The organism is Dysgonomonas gadei ATCC BAA-286, assembly GCF_000213555.1.
GTDB classification, from domain to species: Bacteria; Bacteroidota; Bacteroidia; order Bacteroidales; family Dysgonomonadaceae; genus Dysgonomonas; species Dysgonomonas gadei.
The window spans coordinates 150286-172489 of sequence record NZ_GL891980.1 but is presented as its reverse complement, the minus strand read 5'-3'; the positions used below and the strand labels follow the sequence as shown (position 1 = coordinate 172489).

Below are 22204 nucleotides of genomic sequence, written 5' to 3'. Positions count from 1 at the left end.
TAATTATTAATTCTTAATTAATATCTTCATTTCTTTGATTTTGCAAAGCCTATTTGTGTCCTTACACATCTGAAGCCGATGTAAGAGCGTGGTTGGTTCTGGAATTCACCTTCTCTCAGATCTCCTCTGATGTTGCGTCCTATGTCTTTCCACGAACCGCCTTTTACGACTTTTTTCTTTACAGCATAAGGGTCTTCTTTAGCTGCGTCGTATTTGTATTGTGGATTCATATCATTCATCAGTTCTGTGCCTGACTCTGTATAGGATGTTGATGTCCATTCCGATACATTTCCGGCCATGTCGTATATGCCAAATCGGTTTGGAATATAAGATGCTACACGCGAAGGTATCAGGTTTCCGTCTTTGGTATAGTTTCCTTCCCCCGGTTTGAAGTTAGCCATGAAGCAGGCTTTTTCGTCCATTGTACCTTCCCTGTCCCACGGATATTTATTCTCGCTACGCCCGTTTCGTGCGGCAAACTCCCATTCACCTTCGGTAGGTAAGCGGAAATTCTCTATCGGACGGGCATTCTTTGGCTGTCCCATACGGTAAAACATTGTACGCCATTCGGCAAAAGCAGAGGCTTGTTCCCACGAAACGCCTACTACGGGATAGTCGTTGTAGCCCGGATGGGAAAAATACATCCTCATATAAGGTTCGTTGTAGGCATTATTGAAGTCATTCACCCAGACTGTTGTGTCAGGATATATATTTACAATCTTGGTGTGGACAAAGTCGAAAAGCGAACTCAAAGGGCGGACGATTGTTTCGTTCACCGGAACGCCTTCTTCATTTATATATGCTGTGTCTTTCGAAATCATTACCACCTGGTTCGGGTCCACTGCTATGTCCGTATTTAATATCCGGTCTTGCGGATTCAGCCTGTTTCTGCGTTTGGCAGCTTCCGTATAGTCAAACCATTCATATTTGAAATTCATCTGGGTAGGGTCCAAACCTCTCTTTCCTGTGATCGGGTGAATGGTAGTTACACTGTTGATGGCACGCTCTTCCTCTTCCAAAGGTCTTTTGGGGATTGGCTTTTTCCAGTCCAGATAAGGTTTTACAGGTTCTCCGTAGCGGTCTTCTGTTATTTTAAATGTTTCATCTCCACCGAAAGCGGGGTCGGCCAGACGTTCGCGGATAATAGAATCCCGTACCCAATATACAAACTGGCGATACTTGGAGTTAGTCACCTCGGTTTCATCCATCCAGAAGTTATCGACGGATACACCTTTCGGATTAGCCTTTATATCCCATAGGGAATCGTTTTCGGCCGGGCCCATTTCTATCGAACCTCTCGATACCAGTACCATACCGTAAGGTGACGGTTCGGCCCATGATGAGCCTTTTTCGCCCGTTACTTCACCGCCAATTCCTGAACCACCTGTCGACCTTCCGCAGGAAACCAGTAATACAAGTGAAGCTATAGTTACAAAAAACAGTTGTTTCATATATATGTATGTTAGCCTTCGGCTACTTATTTTTTAGGCTTGATTTTAATAGTTTGTCGTAATTTTGTAAAATATATTTTTTAATCTGCAAGATACAAATAAACAAGTTGTGTTGTAATGATAGCAATTCATAACCAGGGCAAACGCATCAAAATTCATAAAACTGTTTTCAGCCTCCTGTAGGGGCGTATTGTATACGCCCGGTTGTGATATTTTGTTATGCGGGCGTATGCAATACGCCCCTACAGGCCTTCGATAGAAGTTGAACAATTTGATGCGTTTGCCCTGATTCATAACTTATAACTTTTATAATATCCTTATACTTTTGCTCGCTTTTACTTCCCGTTTCTTTTGTAACGGAATACTGTAGCGTATAAACAACTCATGGCTTCCATGACTGACTGTCGACACATCCGATGTCAATAAGTCGTATGAATAGCCTGCGTCTATGTTCCTTATTTTTACGCCCAACAAAAATACAAAACCTTCGTCTTTTCTCCAAGATATTCCTCCATTGAACAGCTTATTATATTCAATTTTTGCCGTAATATCAAACTGATAGGTCACAGCATCAGATTTAAAGAAAGCAGAAGGCTGCAATTCTATCAACGGATTATTCAGCTTTATATTGTATCCGCCCATCAAATAATAAGCACGGCCTACGAATGCCGAACTGTTGTCGTTCAGGTCGAACTTCGGTTCCCAAAGGTGGGTAGCCGAGAATCCTACATAGTAGTCGGGTGTAATCCACGCTACTCCCAATCCTGCATCAATGATTTTACTTCCCGCAGCGGAAGGGTATGCCGGGTCCTGGTCACCCGGGGTGTGATAGTCGCTGGAGGGAATGCGTATGCCGGCAGCATCGAAATTCACATTGAGCAGGCCGCCCTGTAATCCTATATGCAATACCTTATTATTCTTAAACTTAAACTTATAAGCATATTGTCCGAGAAAATATGTGTTAGAAAATAGTCCCGCTTTTTCGTTTGTGACTATAGCTCCAATGCCATGCTCTTTACCAAGGAAATTGAAGGGCATATTCAGTGATACTACAGAAGTAACGGGGGCATTGGTCATACCTACCCACTGGCGACGGTGAAGCATAGAGCTTTCAATATTGCCCGTTTCGCCGATAAAGGCAGGATTGTAGAAGTTTTTCATCCGCCAGTACTGGCTTATCTGGGCATCCCACTGTCCGTAAACAGTACTGAAACCAAAGACAAAAAACAAGACGGATAATATGATATATTTAAACCTCATTCACAAACTTAGTGGATTATGGTATGCAAAGTAACGATAATTTATTTAAGGTCGCAGACCTATTTATTATTTTCGTATTTATAACAACAATCGTTCTTTCCGATTCGACAAAGAATCTTCAAATTCTATCTGTAACTTACTAACGGTTAAACACCTGATAAATTGCATAGTTCAGTCTTCGATACTTTTAGAATCTGTTTAAATTTTTCAAGAATATGATTTTGAAGGATAAAATGAGCTATTTCGAAGTCAAAATTTTTGAGTTTAGCGGGCTAAACGATAAAATTTCTGACAAGATAAGAGCCGTTTTAGATTCAAAATGCTTCATTGACTAAAATTTAAACAGTTTCTTAATTCTTCTTTTCCCTGAAACCTTCCTGCAAAGTTTTACCTCTCATCTCCAGATTCTTTATATAATTATTGCTGCATGGTAAAGCATGATCGTAGCAACCACCATCAAGGGGTTTATAGAAGTCTGTGTTGTTCAGATTGAATACTTCCATTTTTACGGGATATTTGTCAAGACGGGTCTGTATGCTCTGTGGCTTATAGAGTATCTCTGTATAAGAAACGTAAGGTTCTTTTACAATAAGGAAGTAACGAACAGATAATACTCCGAAATAGGCTATTGTAGCTATCAGCAATACATTGGCTGATAGAATCCTGACCGGGTTTTTCAAATCTTTGAACAGCAGATATACAGGGATGGAAAATATGATAGTTATAAATCCATACCCGAATCTTACAGCCGGAGCCATTACCAGCCAGAATAAAAAGCCCATCAGCCCTATAACCCATACAAGCAGTAGCGTAGAATAATCTTTTACAAATCCTTTCTTCCTGAATAACGCACCGAGCATCAGCAATGGAGATATCAGCCCTGCACCTGCGATACAAATGTCCAGGGGATGCCTTTCACCCAGCCATTTCTGGACTTTTACCGCCAAGGGCATATCCAGAATATAATCACTGGAATTGTACATGGCATCGTAACTGATGGCAAAAGATTCGATATACCGCTTCGATTCTATGGAATATTCGACAGGTAGCTTCCAGTCGAAGGTGAATAAGTCGACAGCAGGGTAGGGGTGTATCAGGTAGCCTGATATGATAACATTGCGTACCAGCCACGGGGCAACGACTATCAGGGCAATAATACAGATAAACGCAGTGGCTTTATAATCTTTCTCTTTGATAAGCAGGATAAGAAGATACAGTGATACGAGGCATATAAATACAGTGGATACTTTCAGCGTGATGCAGAATATCGGTATCAGCCAGAACAGGATACTTTTCTTCCTGAGGTTTTGCTGGTCTGTCAAAAGCGTAAACAACAGGTATACAATTAGTAAATTAGGCAGCAAATCGGCAGAAGAACAGCCTATATGCGTCTTGTATTCCATAAAGAATGGAATAAATACCGTGATGAATAGCGCCGTAAGGAATAATTGACGCTGGTTTGCCTGCCTTACAATATATATCATCATAAATGCCATGCATAGCGCATTTATACCAAAGACGAATTCTCCGAATAGCAGGCGCAGGCCAAATGCAGAGCATAAGAGGAACAGGTTGCTGTTGAATCCGAAACGTTCTTCCAGATTTGCCAGTCCGGGTACAACATGGTATTGCTCATTCCACAATATATTTTGCATGTGATAATAGTATATATCAGGGAATTGAGGCGGAACCAGAAAGAATAGCATAAATAGTAATCCGGCAGAACCAATTAAGATAATCTGTAATGGCGACAGGCTTTTGATTGTTGCACATCCTTTACTTACAATATCTTTTCTCCTGACAGTAATCAGATAGGAAACAGAGATTATACCCAGAGCAAGGGCTATCTTTATATCGGAAGGCAACCAGATGGATGATATACAGATTATTGTCCCGGTAACACACAAGCCGATAAGAAATGTCTCAAAGAAAGAATAGCTTTCTTTCCTTTTCAGGACTTTCGAATAAAGGCTGATGAAAATATCTCCAAATGAGAAGAAAACAAGTGTTGTTAAGAACCAGCATACTATGGCGGCAATCATTCGGGTCGTTTTAAAGTTTTATAAAGAGATTGCAAAATTACGAATTTATTCCGTGAAACAAGCATACTTCGCTCTGTATTAAGCAGCTTCTAAACCCGTTGTCAGTCCCACAGTTTCAGCTGCGTCCCTTCATCCTTTGGTTTCCTGGCATCTCCGAATACGGTTTTCCCCCCATATTTGTATGAAGTATTCCGCTCGTGTTGTACCAAGTCGTCAAAGTAGTTGCTCGGGGTATATCCTTTCTCCATATCCTGCGATATTTTAGAAAGGTTCTTGAGCGCCTCCGATTTGTCTTTATCTCCCAGTTTTGCCTGATGGATAGCTTTGTCGAATATTTCGATAGTCTCATCATATACCCGGGTCGGAACAGGGAACGGATGCCCGTCTTTTCCTCCGTGCGCGAAAGAGAAGCGTGCCGGATCGGAAAACCGTGAAGGTGTGCCATGTATCACTTCGCTGACCAGAGTAAGCGATTGTAATGTGCGTGGCCCTACACCTTCGAGCAGCAAGAGTGATTCTATATCAGATACATTGGTTTCGTGGGCAAGAATAAGCGCGGCTCCCAGACGTTTCAGATTTACATCTTCGGATCGTACGTCATGATGGTTCGGCAAAATGATGGAAACCTCATTCATCAGTTTATCCGGAGTTTCTTTTGTCAGTTCCAGTATCCCCTCTTTTGTTGGTACAGCGAGCTTATCTGTCAGGTTCAGTATTAAACCTTGATTTTTTCCGCAGACAGAAGTATGTGGCTCTTCCATAAAGGATTCAAGTGACGACGAAAGCCAGTGATAACGCCGTGCCATACGGTTGCTCCCGTTCATGCCCTGCTGGATAACGGTCCATTCTCCATCGATGGTTACAACAAAAGAATGCAGATATAGTTGGTAGCCATCCTGAACGGCTGTATTATCCACTTTGGCCGATAATTTACTGTTTCTTACCAGTTCATCCCCGTTCAAACCTGTTTTGTTGGCTATCTCAATAAGTTCGGCAGGCGTCTGCCGTGAAGATTTTCCTCGTCCGCCACAAACGTAGACGCCCAACTCGGCAGAACGTTTGTTTATTGCCTTTTTCAGAGCATTCATCACAGAGGTGGTTATACCCGACGAGTGCCAGTCCATACCCAATACACATCCTAATGACTGAAACCAGAACGGGTCGCTAAGGCGCTGCAACAATGCCGGACGCCCGTATTCGACAACGATGGCTTCGGCAATAGCTCCACCCAAAAGACTCATTCGCTGAGCCAGCCAGGGGGGTACAGTTCCGTAGTGGAGGGGTAAATCGGCATGTCCTCGTTTCATACGTCTAAGGTAGGAAAAAATTACAGATGATTACCTGCGATAGAAATTATTTGTTGTAAAGCTTCTTCTTCAGCCGTTTCCGAAAGATTTATCCAGTGTATAGCTTTATCCCGCTTAAACCATGTCATTTGCTTACGGGAATAGATGCGGCTGTTCTGTTTAATTTTGTCGACAGCAAAATCAAGGGTCCATTCACCATCGAAGTATTTGAACAGTTCCTTGTATCCTACCGTATTAAGGGAGTTGAGCTGGCGTTGCGGATAGTATTGCTTCGCCTCTTCGAGCAGCCCTTGTCCCATCATCTCATCCACCCGTCGGTTGATACGTTCGTAAAGCTGTTCACGCTCGCGCATCAGTCCTATCTTTACAATATTGAATGGCCGTGGCTTTTTTGTATTGGTACGGAAGGAGGAATATGGTTTGCCTGTCATCAGGCATACTTCCAGTGCATGGATCACCCGTTTGTGATTTTTGAGGTCTACTATGTTGTAAAAATCAGGATCGAGGGCTTTTAATTGTGCACGAATAGGTTCTAATCCGCCTTTTTCGTAAAGGTCATATAACTCTTTCCTTAGTTCCTCGTCTATTGTGGGCACATCGTCTATGCCGTTACACAATGCATCTATATACATCATGGAGCCGCCTGTGGCAACCAGTACGTCATGTGTCTTATGCTGCTCAGCTATTATATCCAATGCATCCCGCTCAAATTCGCTGGCGCTGTAGTAGTCTGTGATACCGAGCATGCCAACAAGAAAATGCCGCACTTGCGACAATTGTTCTGTCGTTGGTGCAGCAGTACCTATTTCCAATCCTTTGAAAAATTGCCGGGAATCGGCAGAAATGACAGGCGAATGATAGTACTCTGCAAGATTGAGGCTAAGCGCCGTTTTTCCTACACCGGTAGGACCAAGCAGGACTATAAGCTGTTTCATCAATACTCCTCGTCGCTCGGTAGCGGGGCATTATCCAGACCGTCGAAACCTTCGGCATCGAGTTCGTCCATGTCATAGCCTTCGTCACCATAGAAATTCTCACCTATATCGAGAGAGGTGGATGTTGCCGCTACTGTGTCGAAATCAACCACTTGTGCAGGCGGATTACCGATAGATTTAGTACAGGTGGCTTCATCGAGATTCTTTCCTGTGATGATTTCGCGTAACTCCATGAAGAATGCGCGTTCGGTCAGATAATCGAATACATACATCAGTTTTTGGCGTTCATCTTCCAGGAAGTCGTTTAATATAGATGCCTCCATTGTATAGGAGTCTTCTTCGGGGCTTGTATCCATTTCCACAAGGGTAATTTCCTGCTCTTTTTCCCAATCGTCGCTGCAAATGAAAAATGAAGTCATCTCACCTTCTTTGTAGTCGACCGATTTGACAATAGCTTTGTGCAGATCAAAGAATGTAGCATCTGCATCTATCTGAATTTCACGTTTGAAGTCTTCCACTTCATCCGATAAAAGTAAAAATCTGAATACCATTTTAAATAGACATTTTTAATCCTAATTCAAAAGTAATAATTTTTTTACAAAGAGCATAGAATCATATAAAAAATGACTTCAACAAAGGAATTCTTTTCAGTTTAGTAATACAGGTGAATGAACCTAATGAATAATCTTGTTGTTATAGAGAAAAGAAAAATCGATAAAGATTCACTTATTGTAAACTAATTTATCATAAATAGTAATAATTTTGCTGTTGCTAAAGAAAACCGATAAAAATTCATTTATTTATAAACTAATTTATCACAAAATGAAAAAATTACTCTTAGTATTAGTTCTGGCAGGTCTCTCTATTGGGGCTTTTTCTCAAAGCGGTTCCAAGTCAGTATTAGTTAAAGCCGGATACCAAACGGATTATGAAAGATTTGGTTTAGGTGTTGAAGGACGTTATTCTATAACAAATAATCTTCGCCTGGCACCGGATTTCACTTTCTATTTTCCAAATAATCATCTGACAGGATTGGATTTTAATGCAAATATACATTATGTATTTCCTATACAGAGCGGTTTTTCATTATATCCATTGGCTGGTGTTGCCATGGTAAATAATCGCTTATCTTTTGGCGGATATTCCGATAGCAGTACTGATTTCGGTGTGAATATAGGAGCTGGAGGTAGTTTCGACATAGGTAATAATGGTTATTTGAACGTAGAATTTAAATATTCGTTCCAGGATGTAGATAATGCCAATATCATGTTGGGATACGGTGTAAGATTCTGATTACCGTATAAAATAAAAAAATGGGATAAGCAAATGTCGCTTATCCCATTTTTTTGCTCTATATTATTTAATAGCAAACTTTACAATCGAATCGCCATTGTAGAAAGCAACCGAATCTACATTCAGGCTTGTATCGAACGTGAAAACTTTGACAGGAGTTATTGTAAACGATCGTTCGGCAGATCCCTGCATAATAGAATATACTATGTTGAGAGTTCTTCCTTTCAGGTACGAACTGTCCAGCGAGATAGTGACATCATTTTTTGTTTCGGGCAAAATGATAGCTGCTGCCTTTTGCGTATCAAAATCTATTATGGTCAATACATTATTTAATGTCTTTGCTGGGTGGAAATGCTCGTTGAAATCCGTTTCGTTTAGCAGCATAACTTCGGGAGAAGTGACCTTCTTTGTCGAAAAATAACCATCCACCTCTGTTAGCTCCACGTTTTTCAGATTTTGAAGGTCATTCTCCGATTGGGATACATTTTCCCCCGTGGTAGATTTCGTAATATCATTACTTTTGTTTTGTCCGCAGGATGAAACCAATAAGGACAAAGCAGCAAAGTATAGTATTGTCTTCATAAAATTGTATTATTTAATTTATTTATATTAACAACTTTTGGCTTGCAATGTTTAGTGATTGCGAAAGAGTCCGGTATTTATACGTTTTTGGTCAATACCAGCCGTTTGTTCACAACATCAGGTATTTCGTCTTCGTAATGTGTAACATATATCAAGGATTTATCCTTATCGCAAAAATCTTCTATCAGTTTTTTTACACGTTTTTTATTTGCGATATCAAGTCCATGAAGCGGTTCATCCAGAATAAGTAAATCGGGATTTTTTATAAATACCCGTACCAATAGCACTAACCGCTGCTCTCCTGATGATACATTGAGAAACGAGATGTCTTTGAGGTGGCTGATATTGAAGGCTCTCATCCATTCCAGTGCAAGGTTTTCCTGTTCCGGATTACATTTACGGTACAGACCGATTGTATCGAAGAACCCTGAACCAACAACATCGAGACATCTTACATTTTTCTGATAATATAAATGCATCTCAGGCGAAACATAACCGATCCTTTTCTTTATATCCCAGATACTTTCTCCTGTTCCTCTCTTCCGGTCGAAGAGAGTGATGTCGTTTGCATAGGCTTGCGGGTTATCTCCGCAGATAAGGCTAAGCAGAGTTGATTTTCCTGAACCGTTGACACCCAGTAATGCCCATTTTTCGCCACGCTTTACTTGCCAGTTCAGATCTTTTAGTATTGTGCGATCTCCATACCGGATGTGTATATTTTTCATATCCGCGGCGTATGCGAATGAATACGATTCGTTGCCAAAATCATTTTTCAGAGAAGTAATGTCCAGTTTGCCTGTTTGAGTAAATAGTGAGGCCTTCAAATCCGCATCGTTAAGAAAACCTTTGCAAGATAGGGCTGGCAACACTTTTTTATTGTATACGGGCAGCACATGTGTAATGGCTTCGGGTATATCGTGCGGGTTAGAAAGGATGAGGACAATCTGAAGGTTCTCTAATTCGGCCAGACGCGCCAGCAAGCCGTTTAATACAGTTCGTGAAGCCGCATCCAGGCCTATAAATGGATTGTCGAGTATAAGGATGCGCGGCCTGGACAGTAGTGAGCGTACGATAAGGAATTTGCGAAGCTCTCCGCTCGATAACATATTCACTTCCTTATCCATCAATTCAGATATGCCAAACCACTCCAGCAAAGTGTTCAGCCATATAGGGTCGGCTTTGGATACAAGCTCTTTGACCTGTGGTATTTCCTGTTCGTCGCCCTTGTTCCATCGTTGCTGGTAATAGCTGTTTTGGGAATCAATGATGCTGTATATGTCGCGGAAAGCGACGCTTTTGACTACAGATGATATCGGCAGGTTTTCTCCTTTGCTGTTCTTGCAGGCTATTTCACCGGATTTAAGAGCGTATTTACCCAATAGAATGTCTATTAATATCGTTTTTCCGCTTCCATTAGGACCTATAACAGCCCAGTGTTCCCCGCTTTTTATCTGCCAGTTGATGGCTTCTTCAAATTGTAGATGCTCCAAGCGGGGTACGGCCGCTGATATTTCTATGATTGTTTCTTGCTCCATTATTTTCTTATGTGAAATGTATAAAAGAGTAACAAAAGTAGTGTTTTATTTATATTTTTCTGTTTTTTTCTGCTCCACTTTGTTTCACTTAAATGTTCATTTTGGCATTGCCCAAAACGAACCAAAAGGCTAGCGCTTCGCTCCTCGGCGACCCAAAACCGTCTTGACGGCTGAATCAAACACACGGGCTATCGCCCCGTTTGATTCTACGCCGTCAGCAACGGATTGGGTACCCCGCCTGCGTCACTAATGCGCGAGGGCTGACGCACGTGGAGCTAAAGCATAAAGAAACACAGTCCTGTCGCCGCATCGCGATTCCGGCCTCATTCCGCAGGCGGGGTGCCCAATCCGTAAAGCGGAGGTGTAGGGCAAAATAGGGTGGCTGCTATACACGGCTGATAAGCCGGTAAAAGATGATTCCGTATTATTTTACCCCACCGCAGCTGCGGTTTTGGGTCGCCAGAGGGATGCAGCCTTGATTTTTGTAACTTTTTATCAAGAAAAAGTTAAGAAAAACAAGCTGGCAGGCACATTAAAATATAGAACATTAAATCTCAACTACTGATTCGCATAATTAAATAATTTCGGGTGTGCCCTATATTGAATAACTTTATCAATATAGATTATTATCCGGCTTTAAAACTGATGGGAAACGAATATTCTTTCGACTAAATAGCTGAAATACTCTTATTTATCGTTAAAAATGAATCTTTTCATAAAAAATAAAAAATAATTTGAGAATAATGTCTAAATTTGTATCCTAGAATAAAACTTTGAACTCACTAAAACTGTAATAGGTATTACCTTAACACCATATGAAATTATGAAAATGAGATTTTTATTACTGCCAATCTTGTTTTGGGTGCTGACTTTTTCTTTAAGTGCGCAAGACAATAAGGCTAATCCGGACCCTTGCAATTGTGAAACTTCCAGAGATTCTATACTTCTTCAACTGAATAGTGGAGAGGAAGTGATAGTTGTAAAAAGAAGTGCGCAACAATTAAGTGTGAGCCAGTCAAATATGGCTAAGCGCAGAAAATATTTCGATTGTCCAGATATTTTTGCCCCTCCGGCTCCGCAACCGGAAGATCCTAAAATAGAAGTTACTCAACCGACATTACCTCAAACCCCGGCTCCGGAGCCACCAGTAAAAGGTAAGCCATTCTTTTTACCGGACCCGGTATTTTTCCGGATCAATAAATGGGTAATAGACCCGACAGAATGGTCTAAAATTGAGTTGGCTGTTAATTATCTGAATGCAAATGCCGGATCTACTGTAGTTGTTACAGGGTATGCAGATAAGAAAACCGGTAATGCCGCGATTAACCTGCGTCTCTCAAAAGAGCGCTCAAATGCTGTGGCAAAGGCGTTGGAAGAAAAGTACGGTATTAGCAAGAATAGAATTTCCGTAAACTGGAAAGGTGATGGATTGCAACCGTTCGAACTTGATAATGACAAGAACAGGGCAGTACTGTTCCTGATAAATCCATAAAAGAAATACTTATAGATAGAATGAGAAGACCGCTAATTTAGCGGTCTTTTTTTATTTATAAGTATTGTAATGTGCTTATTTATAGTTTAATGTGTTGTTTGTGGGCAAGTGTCTCTGTATTGTGAGATAGTTAACTATTGTTAATGATAGTAATATAACTATATTTTATAGTTGTTTTACTGGGAAATATAGTTAAGTTTGTGATATAGTTATTATAAAAGAATATTTCCATGAAAAAACTGACGCAAAAAGAAGAAGAAATTCTTGCTTGTTTCTGGAGTAACGGTCCGATGTTTGTGCGTGAATTACTTGATTTGCAAGAAGAACCCAAACCCCATTATAATACCCTTTCCACGATTGTGCGTACACTGGAAGAAAAGGGATATATAGGCTATAAGGCTTATGGGAATACATATCAGTACTATGCTCTGATCTCAGAAGACGATTACCGTAAAAGTTCGCTCAGCAATGTAGTAGATAAGTATTTCGGCAATTCGTATACACGTGTAGTTTCATCGTTGATCGAAGAAGAAAAGTTATCGATAGATGAACTGCAGGAATTAATCCGCCAGATTAAAAACAAATAGGGCAGTGTCAATACCTTAAAAATCCCGGAAAACAATGGAAGCATTTCTTCTATATATATTCAAAGTCACTGTGTGTCTTACTCTATTTTACATTTGGGTGAGAGCTATTCTTACTAATGAAACTTTTCATCGTTTCAATCGTGCGGTTATCCTTATTGGTACACTGGCCTGCTTTGCCTTACCTCTGGCCGAGATGGATATTCAGGAATATAGTACTATTCAGAAGCCCTTTGCCCTCATAGAAGAAGCCCTCGTTCCTGTTGAAGAATCTTCTCATCCGGAATTATATCAATATGACGTGAGTGTCTTGCCTCCCTTGTCCGAACCTGAGAATCCGGCTGTATCAATTGGTACGGTATTACTGCTTATATACCTGATAGGTGGCGGAGTTAATCTGATAATATTGAGCAGGTCGATTTATTCGATGTACCGCCTTATCCGGGGGGGGCGTAAGATTGTACAGGGCAGGTATATATTTGTTGTAGTTTCTTCCGATATAAATCCCTTTAGCTGGGGCAGGTATATTGTTTTGTCGGAAATGGATTATGCAGGTAATTCTTCAGAAATTATAACGCATGAGATGGCTCATATCAAGCATCGGCATTCTATTGACCTGATTTATATGGAACTGGTTATCCTTATGCAGTGGTTCAATCCGGCTGTATGGCTGTTGAAAAGAGAATTGAAAGATATACACGAATATCAGGCGGATATAAGTGTTTTAGAATCCGGTATCGATGCGACAAAATATCAACTCTTATTAGTGAAAAAAGCCGTTGGCGCAAGCTCCTACACTCTAGCCAACAGCTTTAACCACAGTAAAATTAAAAAACGAATTACTATGATGTTAAAAGAAAAATCAAACAAATGGGCACGGTTGAAGCTCTTATTATTGCTCCCGTTAGGTATACTTACTGTATACGCTTTTGCCCGCCCTTCAGTAAATGAGCCATTAAGTACGCTCATCAATTACGAAAGTACGAATAATTTTCAGAAAAAGAAAGAAGTACCACCACCCCCTCCGCCGCTGAATACCAAGCAGCAAAGTAAGAGCAATACACCTCCACCACCACCTCCTTTACAGAATTTTCAGAAAGGTGCTGTGAATATGAAGCAGCAAAGGGACAGTGTAAGTAAAGTTCTCAGTGAATATATAGATAACACCAGCTATAAATCGGAAACAAGAATCGGTAATCCTCCGACAGGTAAGTTTGAAGTAATAATGATGAGCGACGCACGAGATCTGGAAAACAAAACTACAGTTTTTCCAAGGTCATTCAATAAAAAAGCAGACGGGGATAAGTCGGGTTATCTTCGCATCTATTGGTATGTGATAGACGGAAAGAAATATTCATGGAACAAATTTATGGATAAATGCCGTTATGGTAAAGTCTTTTTTGACAGGAGTAAGATAAAACCGGAAGATGGCAAGATAACAGAACTATATGGAATTACTACAGATGGGGCTAAGACTCCGGGTTTCTACATGGTAGGATGTAAAGAATAAAAGTAAAAGGCTGCCCTAGTTTTGCTTATGGGGCAGCCTTTTTTATTATGCTTTTTCTACAAACTTCTTTTTCCGTTCCACTTTTACTAGCTTGAAGAGCTTATCCGAAGGACGGATTTTATCATTCACTTTTATAGAAAATTTCTCACCTTTAACTGTTTCCTCAACAGATTTGAGGTCGACACGAATCTCTTCTATTGTTTGAAAGACAGCTCCGGTAGTAGGGCCTGTAATCAATATTTCGTCTCCGACTTTCAATGACTGGGTTTCCATCAGAAATTCTGCGACACCCAGATTGGAGAAATATTTGATTCCTTTTGCAATATATACTTTCCGTTTGGTCGCTCCCGAGCCATAATTGCTGGACCATTCACCGAGTCTTTGCCCAAGGTAATAACCATCCCAGAATCCACGGTTGAACACAGTAGCCAGCCGTTCATCCCAGTTCTCAACTTTTTCTTCAGTGAATGTGCCTTCACAATAAGCCTTTATGGCCTCCTTATAACATTCTACTACGGTCCGCACATATTCCGGACCGCGGGCACGGCCTTCTATTTTGAATACACGTACACCTGCGTCCATCATTTTATTCATAAAATGGATTGTCTTGAGGTCTTTGGGCGACATGATGTATTCGTTGTCTATCTCAAGCTCTATATCCGTTTCCTTATCTTTCACAATATAGCTGCGGCGGCATATCTGGTTGCATGCACCACGGTTTGCCGACAGGTCGCGTTCGTGCAGGCTGAGGTAACATTTGCCCGATACGGCCATACAGAGTGCGCCGTGTGAGAACATCTCAATGCGGATAAGTTCCCCGTTAGGACCTTTTATATTCTGTTCTACAATGTCTTTATATATAGCTGCTACCTGATCGAGATTCAGTTCGCGGGCCAATACTACGACATCGGCAAACTGCCCGTAGAACTTCAACGCTTCTGTATTGGTAATATTCAATTGGGTGGAGAGGTGTACTTCCACACCGATACTGCGGGCATACATCATTACCGATACATCGGACGCAATGATAGCTGATAATTCGGCTTCTTTGGCGGCATTTACTATCTGATGCATCAATGAAATATCATTATCATAGATAATGGTGTTGACTGTAAGATAACTTTTGAGACCGTTCTCCTTACAGACGGATGCTATTTGTTTCAGATCGTCGATAGTGAAATTGTTGGATGACCTTGCACGCATATTCAGTCCTTCAATGCCGAAGTATATAGAATCAGCTCCTCCTTGTATAGCTGCCGTAAGAGAGTCGTATGACCCCACAGGCGCCATTATTTCAAAATCGGATATATTATTTTTCATTATGGATGATTAAATATTTTCAATGTAAAATACATGATGTTTCCAGATAATAAGAAGTCTGATCTGAAAAAGATGTGCAAAATTATACTTTTTAAACTGAACGGACAACTTTGGAGTATAGATAGCACCTATGCTTTCATTAATTTTATATATCAGCTATCTTTTCTTTTGTTGCGCGTATACTGATTTCTATATCATTTTTTATATCGCTATCACTGTCGGCACCGAGATTGTCCAGTGCCGACAGGTAATCTTTCAAGGCCTCTTGGTAATTGGCCAGTTCGTAATGTGTGTTTCCTCTGTTGTACCAGGCTACAGGTGAACCCTCCAGGGTTATAGCTTCATTAAAATCGGCTAGAGCTTCTTCGTAATGTTCCATTTTTTCATGCGTCAACCCCCTGTTGTTATAGGCGCTGGCATAGTCGGGTAACAATTCTATAGTCCGGTTAAAATCATTCAGAGCTTTTTCGTATAATCCGATATTGCTATAAATAGAACCCCTGTTGTAATACGCCATTCCATCTTTAGGATCAAGCTCTATAATCTTAGTGCATGTATTGAGTGTCTCCATTTCGTTGCCGGTCTGGTAATAAATAGTTGCAAGATGCATATATGTTTTTACCAGTACTTTATCCCGCCATTCAGTATCTTTCTTATATTTCGGATCATTATTGATGCGCTCGATCAGATTGTTCAGCATATTTATTTTCTGCTGAGGAGCAGATAGTTTGTTGAGCGCAATATAGATGTCATTATTAAATTTTACAAGGCTTTTTTCTCCCTGTTTACGCCTTTTTGCAATCAGAAAAAACATGACCGCAAAGAGTATAAACATCAGCGCAAACATGGCAATAATGCCTGCAATACCGAATCCTGCAATAGAACTTACATTACAGGATGTGAATAAGAAGGGTATGGATATTATAATATATTTCATGTGGCAGATAGAGTTTATTCAGTGGTATTAATATATGTTTTTATAAAGGTTCTTACTTTTTCTACATATTGAGGTTGTATTTTATCCTTATTGTAAGCCAGATAAAGAGTATTTGTTGCAGGTATATTTCCTTTCCAGAGTATTTTTACCAATCCTTCCTCCAGGGCTTTTCCCGCAATTAAATCGGACGATGCAGCCAGTGCGTCGCTATTTCCTACTGCCCGCAGTATGGCGTCATTGTCAGGTATGGTCGCATGCAGTTTCAGCATAGGACGTTTCTTGAAGTTCTCCCGCCAGAATCTTCTTATTAATGCCAGATCGGTACTATAAGCAATCCATTTCTGAGCCTTAAGCCATTTCTCGATATCTTCTATATTGTTCTTTTCTGCACAGACGTCAAAATCTGTCGTATTCATAGCCGGATTGCAGACAATCATAAACGATTCGGTGAATAAGGCTTCGTAGGTAAGATTATCCGCCGATTTGTTCTGTCGTGTGATGATAGCTATATCTAGATCGTGACTGATGATTTTTTCGGTCAGAGTATCAGCAAGACCGTATTCTACTGTCAGATGGAGGTCTTTCTGGTTACCGACATGTTCGGCCAGGTAATCATTAAAGATTTCGGCGGGTGTGCCTAAGCGGATGCTGGGGGCCTTATTCAGAACGGTACGTTTAAATTCGGTTTCTACCCGTTCCAGATTGTCTATCGATTCTACTATTTGTGTATAGAGCTGTTTGCCATATTCGGTGGGCATCATTTTCCGGGGCAGCCTTACAAATAATTGCTGGCCGATATAGCTTTCCAATGATGCCAGCTGAATGCTCATATTAGGTTGAGATATCATCAGCTCCTGTGCAGCCCGTGTTAGTGTTCCGTATTGATAAATTGCTTTGAATGTTCTATACCATTCCAGATTGACCATAAAATAATTTTGATTTATAGTTTTATAGAGTGAACATGTCGTATATCAAATCTGTTTACTCTTTAGTTATAGATATTTATTTAATTGATTTATTCTGCAAATCTATTAATTTTTTTATGATTATGTATCAATATAACTATTTTGATAATAGAATAAAGTATTTTAACTTTGCGACATATTTAAATCAAAATTATATTAATATTAAAAAAGGAAATTGAAAATGAAAACATATTTATTAGCAATCGCATCATTGATATTCGTAGCATCGTGCAACAATGCTGCCAAAAATAAAGTGGAAGGAACTGACGCTCAGGCGGCAGCATCGGGAACCGGAGCTGAACTAACGGTAGACCCTTCAGCTTCATCCATCCATTGGGTAGGATCTAAAGTAGGAGGTTCTCATCATGGAACTATCGGTATAAAGAGTGGTAGCCTTGCTGTTAATGGAGAGGAAGTGGCCTCGGGTTCGTTCGTAATAGATATGAATGCAATTGTAGATGAAGATCTTACCGAAGCTAAAATGAATGAAATGCTGGTAAACCACCTTAAGAGTGAAGATTTCTTTGATGTCGCAAAATATCCTGAAAGTACTTTTACTATTACTAAAGTAGAAGCTCTGGCAACACCGAACGACAGTGTAAACTATACGGTTAGCGGAAATCTGAAGCTGAAAGATGTGGAAAAGAATATCTCTTTCGGCGCAAAAGTTACCAAAGAAGGTGAACTGTATAAGGCTGTTACCGTTCCGTTTACTATCGACCGTACTCAATGGAATGTGAAATACGGTTCAAAAACTTTGTTTGCCAATCTGAAAGAAAATATTGTAAACGATAATATTGAATTGCAGATAACAGTTGTAGCTAAAGCGGCTCAATAATACATTAAACGGTATTTTTATTATATACGGCTTTGACTATAATGTCAAGGCCGTTATTTTTATTAATAACATAAATTTATGACACTAAAAGATTTACATAAACGAGCCATGCAATTTCACGATACACCGCTTATGCCGGTTGTATTTGTCGGACATGGTACACCGATGAATGCCGTTGAGGATAATGAGTTTGTACAGGCATGGGGCAGATTGGGGCAGAATCTTCCGCAACCACAGGCTATTCTTTGTATTTCAGCCCATTGGGAAACACGCGGAACTTTCGTCACAGCCATGAACGAGCCTAAGACAATACACGATTTCTATGGCTTTCCCCGTGAATTGTTTGCCCAACAGTATCCTGCCCCGGGATCGAAAGAACTGGCGCAGTTAGTCAGAGAACAAATAAACGATGTTGCCATCGGGGAAGATTACGAATGGGGGCTCGACCACGGTAGCTGGAGCGTGTTGAAACATATTTATCCCTTGGCGGATATTCCGGTAGTGCAGATGAGTATAGACCATTTCAAAGGAATGCAATATCATTATGATCTGGGGCGGGAACTGGCTTTTCTGCGTCGCAAAGGCGTTTTGGTGATAGGTAGTGGAAATATGATCCATAATCTGCGGATGGTACGCGTCGAAGGGGATGATTTTAATACGGAATATGGTTACGACTGGGCTTTCGAGCTGAACGATTTATTCAAAGATAAGATATTGAACGGCGATTTCCATTCCCTGATAGATTATACCCGTTTGCATGACGCGTCCCGTCTGGCTATTCCTACTCCCGAACATTATATTCCGTTGCTTTACACCTTGGCCTTGAGGGAGAGGGATGAACCTGTCCGGATATTCAACGATAAGGTAATCGCGGGGTCGCTCAGTATGACCTCTCTTGTAATAGGTTAGAGGTTTATCTCGAAGGTTCTACATGTATCAGTATATCAGCTATTTCCGGCTTATGGGCTATTAGCCTGCGTTTAAGTTCGTGAGCGATTTCATGACCGTCTTTTACTGTAATGTTCTTATTCACAATGATATGTAAGTCTACATAGTAAGACATTCCCGTTTTGCGGATATGGCATTTTTCGGTATCTACTACTCCGTCTACCGTTTTTGAAAAGTTGCAGATATCGTTGGCCATATCGGTATACATATCTTTATCCATCATTTCTCCCCATGCTGGTTTAAGTATGCGATAGCTGTTGTAGAGAATAATAAAGGCTGCGAACAATGCTGCCCAGTCGTCAGCGGATTCATAACCGTCCCCTTTATAAATAGCGATGGATATCCCTATAAATGCCGCAACGGAAGTAATAGCGTCGCTGCGGTGATGCCAGGCGTCGGCTTTGAGAGATGTGCTGTCTGTTAGTTTTGCTTTTCTTATTACCCATCTGTAGGATGCCTCTTTCCATAATATGATTGCTCCCAATACGAATAATGTAAATAGTTTGGGGCCTTCGTGAGGAGTGCGTATATTCTCTATGCTTTCTATCGCAATGATCGTAGCCGAAACAATCAGAAAGCCTACAACAGCAAACGTAACAAGCGGCTCTATGCGGCCATGCCCGTATGGGTGGTCTTCATCCGCAGGTTTACTGGCATACCTTAAGCCTAGAAGAACGAGAATAGAGGAAAATATATCGGCGGTGGATTCAATCGCATCGGCAATCAGAGCATAGGAATTTCCGAAATATCCGGCCAACCATTTACATACCGCTAAAAGAGTATTGCCTATTATACTAAAAATAGATGCCTTTTGGGCTGTCTCGGTTTTATCCATCTATCTATATTTAAAGTACAAATATACAGTTTTAAGTAATTGAAATTTATTTTGTACTCGTAATTTTATCACCTCTGAAAGTCAGGTTTCCGGCAGGATAAAACCATTGTTCGGTATTTCCGTTTTCTTTTATGTCTGTAGGCTCACCCCATGCCAGACGGGTCATTTCCTTTGTCATCCCAACCCTGATTTTGTTTTGCAGGATACGGCGAAAATTATTCGCATTATATTTTCTTGTCAGGGCTGCGGCTTCAGCCGCAGTATATACTTTCCTGATGCTCTCATTATTCAGAGTAACAGAGTAGGGGACAGCTGTTTTTATACCCTTTGCATTTTGCAGAACCAATGAAAGTTCGTTAGTTGTATTATCCATTGTCACATCCGTACATTTCCATGTCTGCCCGGTGGTGAAAGCCAGAGCCTTGCCTGTAACCAGATTACGCGACATTCTTAATATATCGTCCGATACTACATATTCTTTTCCGGTGAGTAATTCTTTCTGCTTTTCGAAAAAGCCTTTTACGATAAAAGGAAAAGTATATTCAGATTCTGCGTTGTATTTATAGTACATGATATCTCCGCTCGATAGTTCTTGTAATTTCAGATAGAAATCGTCACTATAATCTTTTCCTTCTGTTTTTGATTTCGGGTGTCGGATCACTTCTATTACATGAAAATACTTTCCGGCCAGATCTTCGTAACGGGAATTGTAATTGTCGTTCGGCTTATATATATTCTTTTCGTCGTTCAGCAGGTCGTCGTCTTTCTTATATTTCAGTATAAAACCGCTATATCCGAAAGATTGGGACGATTTATCCAGTCCTTTCAGATATAGTTCCTGCCCTGTGTATCCAATTGCATATTTGCCCAGGAAGTTAGCAGTACTATCATATGCAAACGTCGGGACTGCCTCTTTCTGTGCAAACAGAGCAATACTAAATAAGGTGAGAGATATTATTATATATATTTTTTTCATTGTTTTTTATATTGCAGTCGCTTCTTTTTTACCTTTTTCCACATAACTCATATCTGCCATCGATTCCACTGTAAACTTATCATCCTGATAAATAACTTTACATACAGCGGCATTTTCCAATGGCTTCTTGAATAATTTGTCTCCCCCCAATCCTAATAACATAGCCAGTATACTCATTCCATGCGAAATGACCAGTATATTGCCATCACCGTACCGAGACTCATTCTTTGCTATTTCGAGAAGGCTTTCCTGTGTGCGTGCTTCCACTTGGGAGAAGTTTTCGGCCATGCCCATTTTATCCAGTTTTTTGACGGCATCGAGCACCTCCCGGTAGCTGATTTCTTTCTCCATAATCGCTTTGATCATACTTTCCGAAGACGTATGGTGGAGGTATAAAGCGGCACTGTTCCACATATGATGATTAAAGTCAGCCTCGAAACTACCAAAGCATGCTTCGCGTAATCCCGCGAGCTCAATCACGGGAATATCTTCCTGTCCTTTGGCTCCCAGAACTATCTTGGTTGTCTGCACAGTCCTGCGCAGATCGCTGCAATAAGCAGTACGGAAATTTATATCGCTCATTCCGTAACCCAGATAACGGGCTACATCTATACCTTCTTTTGTTAACGGTGAGTCACACCATCCCTGTACCCTGTCGAGGGTATTCATCATCGTCTTGCCGTGACGGGCAATGTATAACGTAATTTTAGAACTCATCTTTATATATTATTTAAACTATCCACAGCATCTATCTTTTACAAGCTGCATGTTATTCCTAACTTTATCCCGGATTCCCAAACACGTTGATGATATCTCTCGGAGGAAAAAGGTACTAATGTATGAAGTTTAAAATATGGATTCAGGTATGCAGACACACCTGATTCGAAATCATATTTTGCTCCGATACCCAATATTGTTCCCATTCCGGTTTGTTTATCTATCGAATTGCTTCCGGAGATATCAAAATCCAGTATGATCCCACCGTTAGCAAATATGTATTTTCCGAAATATACATTTGCGACCACAGGTACAGATATTAATTTGAAGCTTTCTTTCCTATCGGAATAGTCTACTCCTTCACCGGTGAAAGCGGGTTGTATTTTTACATTGTGCTTCGAATATTCAACTCCTGTTTCAATCGCTATTCGCTTATTCAGACTATGCAAATAATTTACGCCTAAAGTAAAAAAGTTATCATTCTTATAACTTCCGGATCCATCTAAGCTTTCGAATGTAAAAATTTCATTTACTCCGAAAGAAGCAAAATAAAGCCCGATTTTTCCTGACTTTTTGTTTTCCTGCGCAATTCCTGTTCCTAATCCGCCAAAAAGGAAACTTATTAGAATACACGCGGAAATAAAATTTTTCTTATTCATAAAGATACATATTGTTGA

At 40.5% G+C, this 22204-nt stretch carries 21 protein-coding genes; 6 read left to right on the top strand and 15 right to left on the bottom strand.

Annotation, left to right across the window (positions count from 1 at the left end):
• Window positions 1-26: 26 nt before the first annotated feature.
• From porK to HMPREF9455_RS04625, 6 genes are all read right to left on the bottom strand, one after another.
• On the bottom strand, window positions 27-1451 hold the full coding sequence (gene porK, locus HMPREF9455_RS04650) for a T9SS ring complex lipoprotein PorK/GldK (RefSeq protein ID WP_006798454.1): 1425 nt from the start codon (window positions 1449-1451) through the stop codon (window positions 27-29).
• Window positions 1452-1757: 306 nt separating this feature from the next.
• Window positions 1758-2711: a PorP/SprF family type IX secretion system membrane protein gene (locus tag HMPREF9455_RS04645; RefSeq protein ID WP_006798452.1), complete on the bottom strand. Its 954-nt coding sequence runs from the start codon at window positions 2709-2711 to the stop codon at window positions 1758-1760.
• A 350-nt stretch (window positions 2712-3061) separates the two neighbouring features.
• Complete coding sequence (locus tag HMPREF9455_RS04640; RefSeq protein ID WP_006798450.1) at window positions 3062-4753, bottom strand: LIC_10190 family membrane protein; 1692 nt, start codon at window positions 4751-4753, stop codon at window positions 3062-3064.
• Between the two features lie 101 nt (window positions 4754-4854).
• A complete protein-coding gene (locus HMPREF9455_RS04635) occupies window positions 4855-6060 on the bottom strand; it encodes a DUF763 domain-containing protein (protein WP_006798449.1) in 1206 nt (401 codons plus the stop codon).
• A 20-nt stretch (window positions 6061-6080) separates the two neighbouring features.
• Window positions 6081-6995, bottom strand: a complete 915-nt coding sequence (gene miaA, locus HMPREF9455_RS04630) for a tRNA (adenosine(37)-N6)-dimethylallyltransferase MiaA (RefSeq protein ID WP_006798448.1) — start codon at window positions 6993-6995, stop codon at window positions 6081-6083.
• A complete protein-coding gene (locus tag HMPREF9455_RS04625; protein WP_006798447.1) occupies window positions 6995-7546 on the bottom strand; it encodes an IS1096 element passenger TnpR family protein in 552 nt (183 codons plus the stop codon). The genes miaA and HMPREF9455_RS04625 overlap by 1 nt, the downstream gene beginning before the upstream one ends.
• Window positions 7547-7817: 271 nt before the next feature.
• On the opposite strand from HMPREF9455_RS04625, the gene HMPREF9455_RS04620 reads away from it, so the two are divergent.
• Complete coding sequence (locus HMPREF9455_RS04620) at window positions 7818-8288, top strand: outer membrane beta-barrel protein (RefSeq protein WP_006798446.1); 471 nt, start codon at window positions 7818-7820, stop codon at window positions 8286-8288.
• Window positions 8289-8351: 63 nt separating this feature from the next.
• Here HMPREF9455_RS04620 and HMPREF9455_RS04615 read toward each other — a convergent pair whose 3' ends face one another.
• On the bottom strand, window positions 8352-8870 hold the full coding sequence (locus HMPREF9455_RS04615; protein ID WP_006798445.1) for a putative periplasmic lipoprotein: 519 nt from the start codon (window positions 8868-8870) through the stop codon (window positions 8352-8354).
• Between the two features lie 77 nt (window positions 8871-8947).
• Window positions 8948-10405 (bottom strand): ATP-binding cassette domain-containing protein, encoded by a 1458-nt coding sequence (locus HMPREF9455_RS04610; RefSeq protein WP_006798444.1) that lies wholly within the window; start codon window positions 10403-10405, stop codon window positions 8948-8950.
• A gap of 829 nt (window positions 10406-11234) precedes the next feature.
• On the opposite strand from HMPREF9455_RS04610, the gene HMPREF9455_RS04605 reads away from it, so the two are divergent.
• The 3 genes from HMPREF9455_RS04605 to HMPREF9455_RS20615 all read left to right on the top strand — a co-directional run bounded on the left by HMPREF9455_RS04605 (window position 11235) and on the right by HMPREF9455_RS20615 (window position 13991).
• Window positions 11235-11897, top strand: coding sequence for an OmpA family protein (locus HMPREF9455_RS04605; protein ID WP_242052374.1), 663 nt, complete (start codon window positions 11235-11237; stop codon window positions 11895-11897).
• A gap of 230 nt (window positions 11898-12127) precedes the next feature.
• Complete coding sequence (locus HMPREF9455_RS04600; protein ID WP_006798442.1) at window positions 12128-12484, top strand: BlaI/MecI/CopY family transcriptional regulator; 357 nt, start codon at window positions 12128-12130, stop codon at window positions 12482-12484.
• Window positions 12485-12518: 34 nt separating this feature from the next.
• Complete coding sequence (locus HMPREF9455_RS20615; protein WP_006798441.1) at window positions 12519-13991, top strand: M56 family metallopeptidase; 1473 nt, start codon at window positions 12519-12521, stop codon at window positions 13989-13991.
• 45 nt (window positions 13992-14036) lie between these two features.
• On the opposite strand, the gene HMPREF9455_RS04590 is transcribed toward HMPREF9455_RS20615, so the two are convergent.
• From HMPREF9455_RS04590 to HMPREF9455_RS04580, 3 genes are all read right to left on the bottom strand, one after another.
• Window positions 14037-15311 (bottom strand): peptidase U32 family protein, encoded by a 1275-nt coding sequence (locus HMPREF9455_RS04590; RefSeq protein ID WP_006798440.1) that lies wholly within the window; start codon window positions 15309-15311, stop codon window positions 14037-14039.
• A gap of 145 nt (window positions 15312-15456) precedes the next feature.
• A complete protein-coding gene (locus HMPREF9455_RS04585; protein WP_006798438.1) occupies window positions 15457-16248 on the bottom strand; it encodes a tetratricopeptide repeat protein in 792 nt (263 codons plus the stop codon).
• A 14-nt stretch (window positions 16249-16262) separates the two neighbouring features.
• Entirely contained in the window at window positions 16263-17174 is a 912-nt protein-coding gene (locus HMPREF9455_RS04580) for a LysR family transcriptional regulator (RefSeq protein WP_006798437.1), read from the bottom strand.
• Between the two features lie 220 nt (window positions 17175-17394).
• Here HMPREF9455_RS04580 and HMPREF9455_RS04570 point away from each other — a divergent pair, with 220 nt between their 5' ends.
• Window positions 17395-18051, top strand: coding sequence for a YceI family protein (locus tag HMPREF9455_RS04570; protein WP_006798436.1), 657 nt, complete (start codon window positions 17395-17397; stop codon window positions 18049-18051).
• A gap of 78 nt (window positions 18052-18129) precedes the next feature.
• A complete protein-coding gene (ygiD, locus tag HMPREF9455_RS04565; RefSeq protein ID WP_006798435.1) occupies window positions 18130-18960 on the top strand; it encodes a 4,5-DOPA-extradiol-dioxygenase in 831 nt (276 codons plus the stop codon).
• Window positions 18961-18964: 4 nt separating this feature from the next.
• Here the strand turns inward: ygiD and HMPREF9455_RS04560 are convergent, their stop codons facing one another.
• The 4 genes from HMPREF9455_RS04560 to HMPREF9455_RS04545 are packed head-to-tail and all read right to left on the bottom strand — an operon-like array spanning window position 18965 to window position 22186.
• Window positions 18965-19834 carry a cation diffusion facilitator family transporter gene (locus HMPREF9455_RS04560; RefSeq protein WP_006798434.1) on the bottom strand — a complete coding sequence of 290 codons (870 nt, stop codon included), beginning with the start codon at window positions 19832-19834 and terminating at the stop codon, window positions 18965-18967.
• Between the two features lie 46 nt (window positions 19835-19880).
• Window positions 19881-20810, bottom strand: a complete 930-nt coding sequence (locus HMPREF9455_RS04555) for a hypothetical protein (protein WP_006798433.1) — start codon at window positions 20808-20810, stop codon at window positions 19881-19883.
• A gap of 6 nt (window positions 20811-20816) precedes the next feature.
• A complete protein-coding gene (locus HMPREF9455_RS04550; protein WP_006798432.1) occupies window positions 20817-21527 on the bottom strand; it encodes a histidine phosphatase family protein in 711 nt (236 codons plus the stop codon).
• 38 nt (window positions 21528-21565) lie between these two features.
• On the bottom strand, window positions 21566-22186 hold the full coding sequence (locus HMPREF9455_RS04545) for an outer membrane beta-barrel protein (RefSeq protein ID WP_006798431.1): 621 nt from the start codon (window positions 22184-22186) through the stop codon (window positions 21566-21568).
• Window positions 22187-22204: the final 18 nt, after the last annotated feature.

Bases quoted from the DNA above. Each gene is read 5' to 3' on its own strand.
- HMPREF9455_RS04560 (WP_006798434.1), bottom strand. From the start codon at position 19,834: ATGGATAAAACCGAGACAGCCCAAAAGGCATCTATTTTTAGTATAATA.
- porK (WP_006798454.1), bottom strand. From the start codon at position 1,451: ATGAAACAACTGTTTTTTGTAACTATAGCTTCACTTGTATTACTGGTT.
- HMPREF9455_RS20615 (WP_006798441.1), top strand. From the start codon at position 12,519: ATGGAAGCATTTCTTCTATATATATTCAAAGTCACTGTGTGTCTTACT.
- ygiD (WP_006798435.1), top strand. From the start codon at position 18,130: ATGACACTAAAAGATTTACATAAACGAGCCATGCAATTTCACGATACA.
- HMPREF9455_RS04645 (WP_006798452.1), bottom strand. From the start codon at position 2,711: ATGAGGTTTAAATATATCATATTATCCGTCTTGTTTTTTGTCTTTGGT.
- HMPREF9455_RS04555 (WP_006798433.1), bottom strand. From the start codon at position 20,810: ATGAAAAAAATATATATAATAATATCTCTCACCTTATTTAGTATTGCT.
- HMPREF9455_RS04625 (WP_006798447.1), bottom strand. From the start codon at position 7,546: ATGGTATTCAGATTTTTACTTTTATCGGATGAAGTGGAAGACTTCAAA.
- HMPREF9455_RS04590 (WP_006798440.1), bottom strand. From the start codon at position 15,311: ATGAAAAATAATATATCCGATTTTGAAATAATGGCGCCTGTGGGGTCA.
- HMPREF9455_RS04610 (WP_006798444.1), bottom strand. From the start codon at position 10,405: ATGGAGCAAGAAACAATCATAGAAATATCAGCGGCCGTACCCCGCTTG.
- HMPREF9455_RS04600 (WP_006798442.1), top strand. From the start codon at position 12,128: ATGAAAAAACTGACGCAAAAAGAAGAAGAAATTCTTGCTTGTTTCTGG.
- HMPREF9455_RS04550 (WP_006798432.1), bottom strand. From the start codon at position 21,527: ATGAGTTCTAAAATTACGTTATACATTGCCCGTCACGGCAAGACGATG.
- HMPREF9455_RS04605 (WP_242052374.1), top strand. From the start codon at position 11,235: ATGAGATTTTTATTACTGCCAATCTTGTTTTGGGTGCTGACTTTTTCT.
- HMPREF9455_RS04570 (WP_006798436.1), top strand. From the start codon at position 17,395: ATGAAAACATATTTATTAGCAATCGCATCATTGATATTCGTAGCATCG.
- HMPREF9455_RS04580 (WP_006798437.1), bottom strand. From the start codon at position 17,174: ATGGTCAATCTGGAATGGTATAGAACATTCAAAGCAATTTATCAATAC.
- HMPREF9455_RS04635 (WP_006798449.1), bottom strand. From the start codon at position 6,060: ATGAAACGAGGACATGCCGATTTACCCCTCCACTACGGAACTGTACCC.
- HMPREF9455_RS04640 (WP_006798450.1), bottom strand. From the start codon at position 4,753: ATGATTGCCGCCATAGTATGCTGGTTCTTAACAACACTTGTTTTCTTC.
- miaA (WP_006798448.1), bottom strand. From the start codon at position 6,995: ATGAAACAGCTTATAGTCCTGCTTGGTCCTACCGGTGTAGGAAAAACG.
- HMPREF9455_RS04585 (WP_006798438.1), bottom strand. From the start codon at position 16,248: ATGAAATATATTATAATATCCATACCCTTCTTATTCACATCCTGTAAT.
- HMPREF9455_RS04620 (WP_006798446.1), top strand. From the start codon at position 7,818: ATGAAAAAATTACTCTTAGTATTAGTTCTGGCAGGTCTCTCTATTGGG.
- HMPREF9455_RS04545 (WP_006798431.1), bottom strand. From the start codon at position 22,186: ATGAATAAGAAAAATTTTATTTCCGCGTGTATTCTAATAAGTTTCCTT.
- HMPREF9455_RS04615 (WP_006798445.1), bottom strand. From the start codon at position 8,870: ATGAAGACAATACTATACTTTGCTGCTTTGTCCTTATTGGTTTCATCC.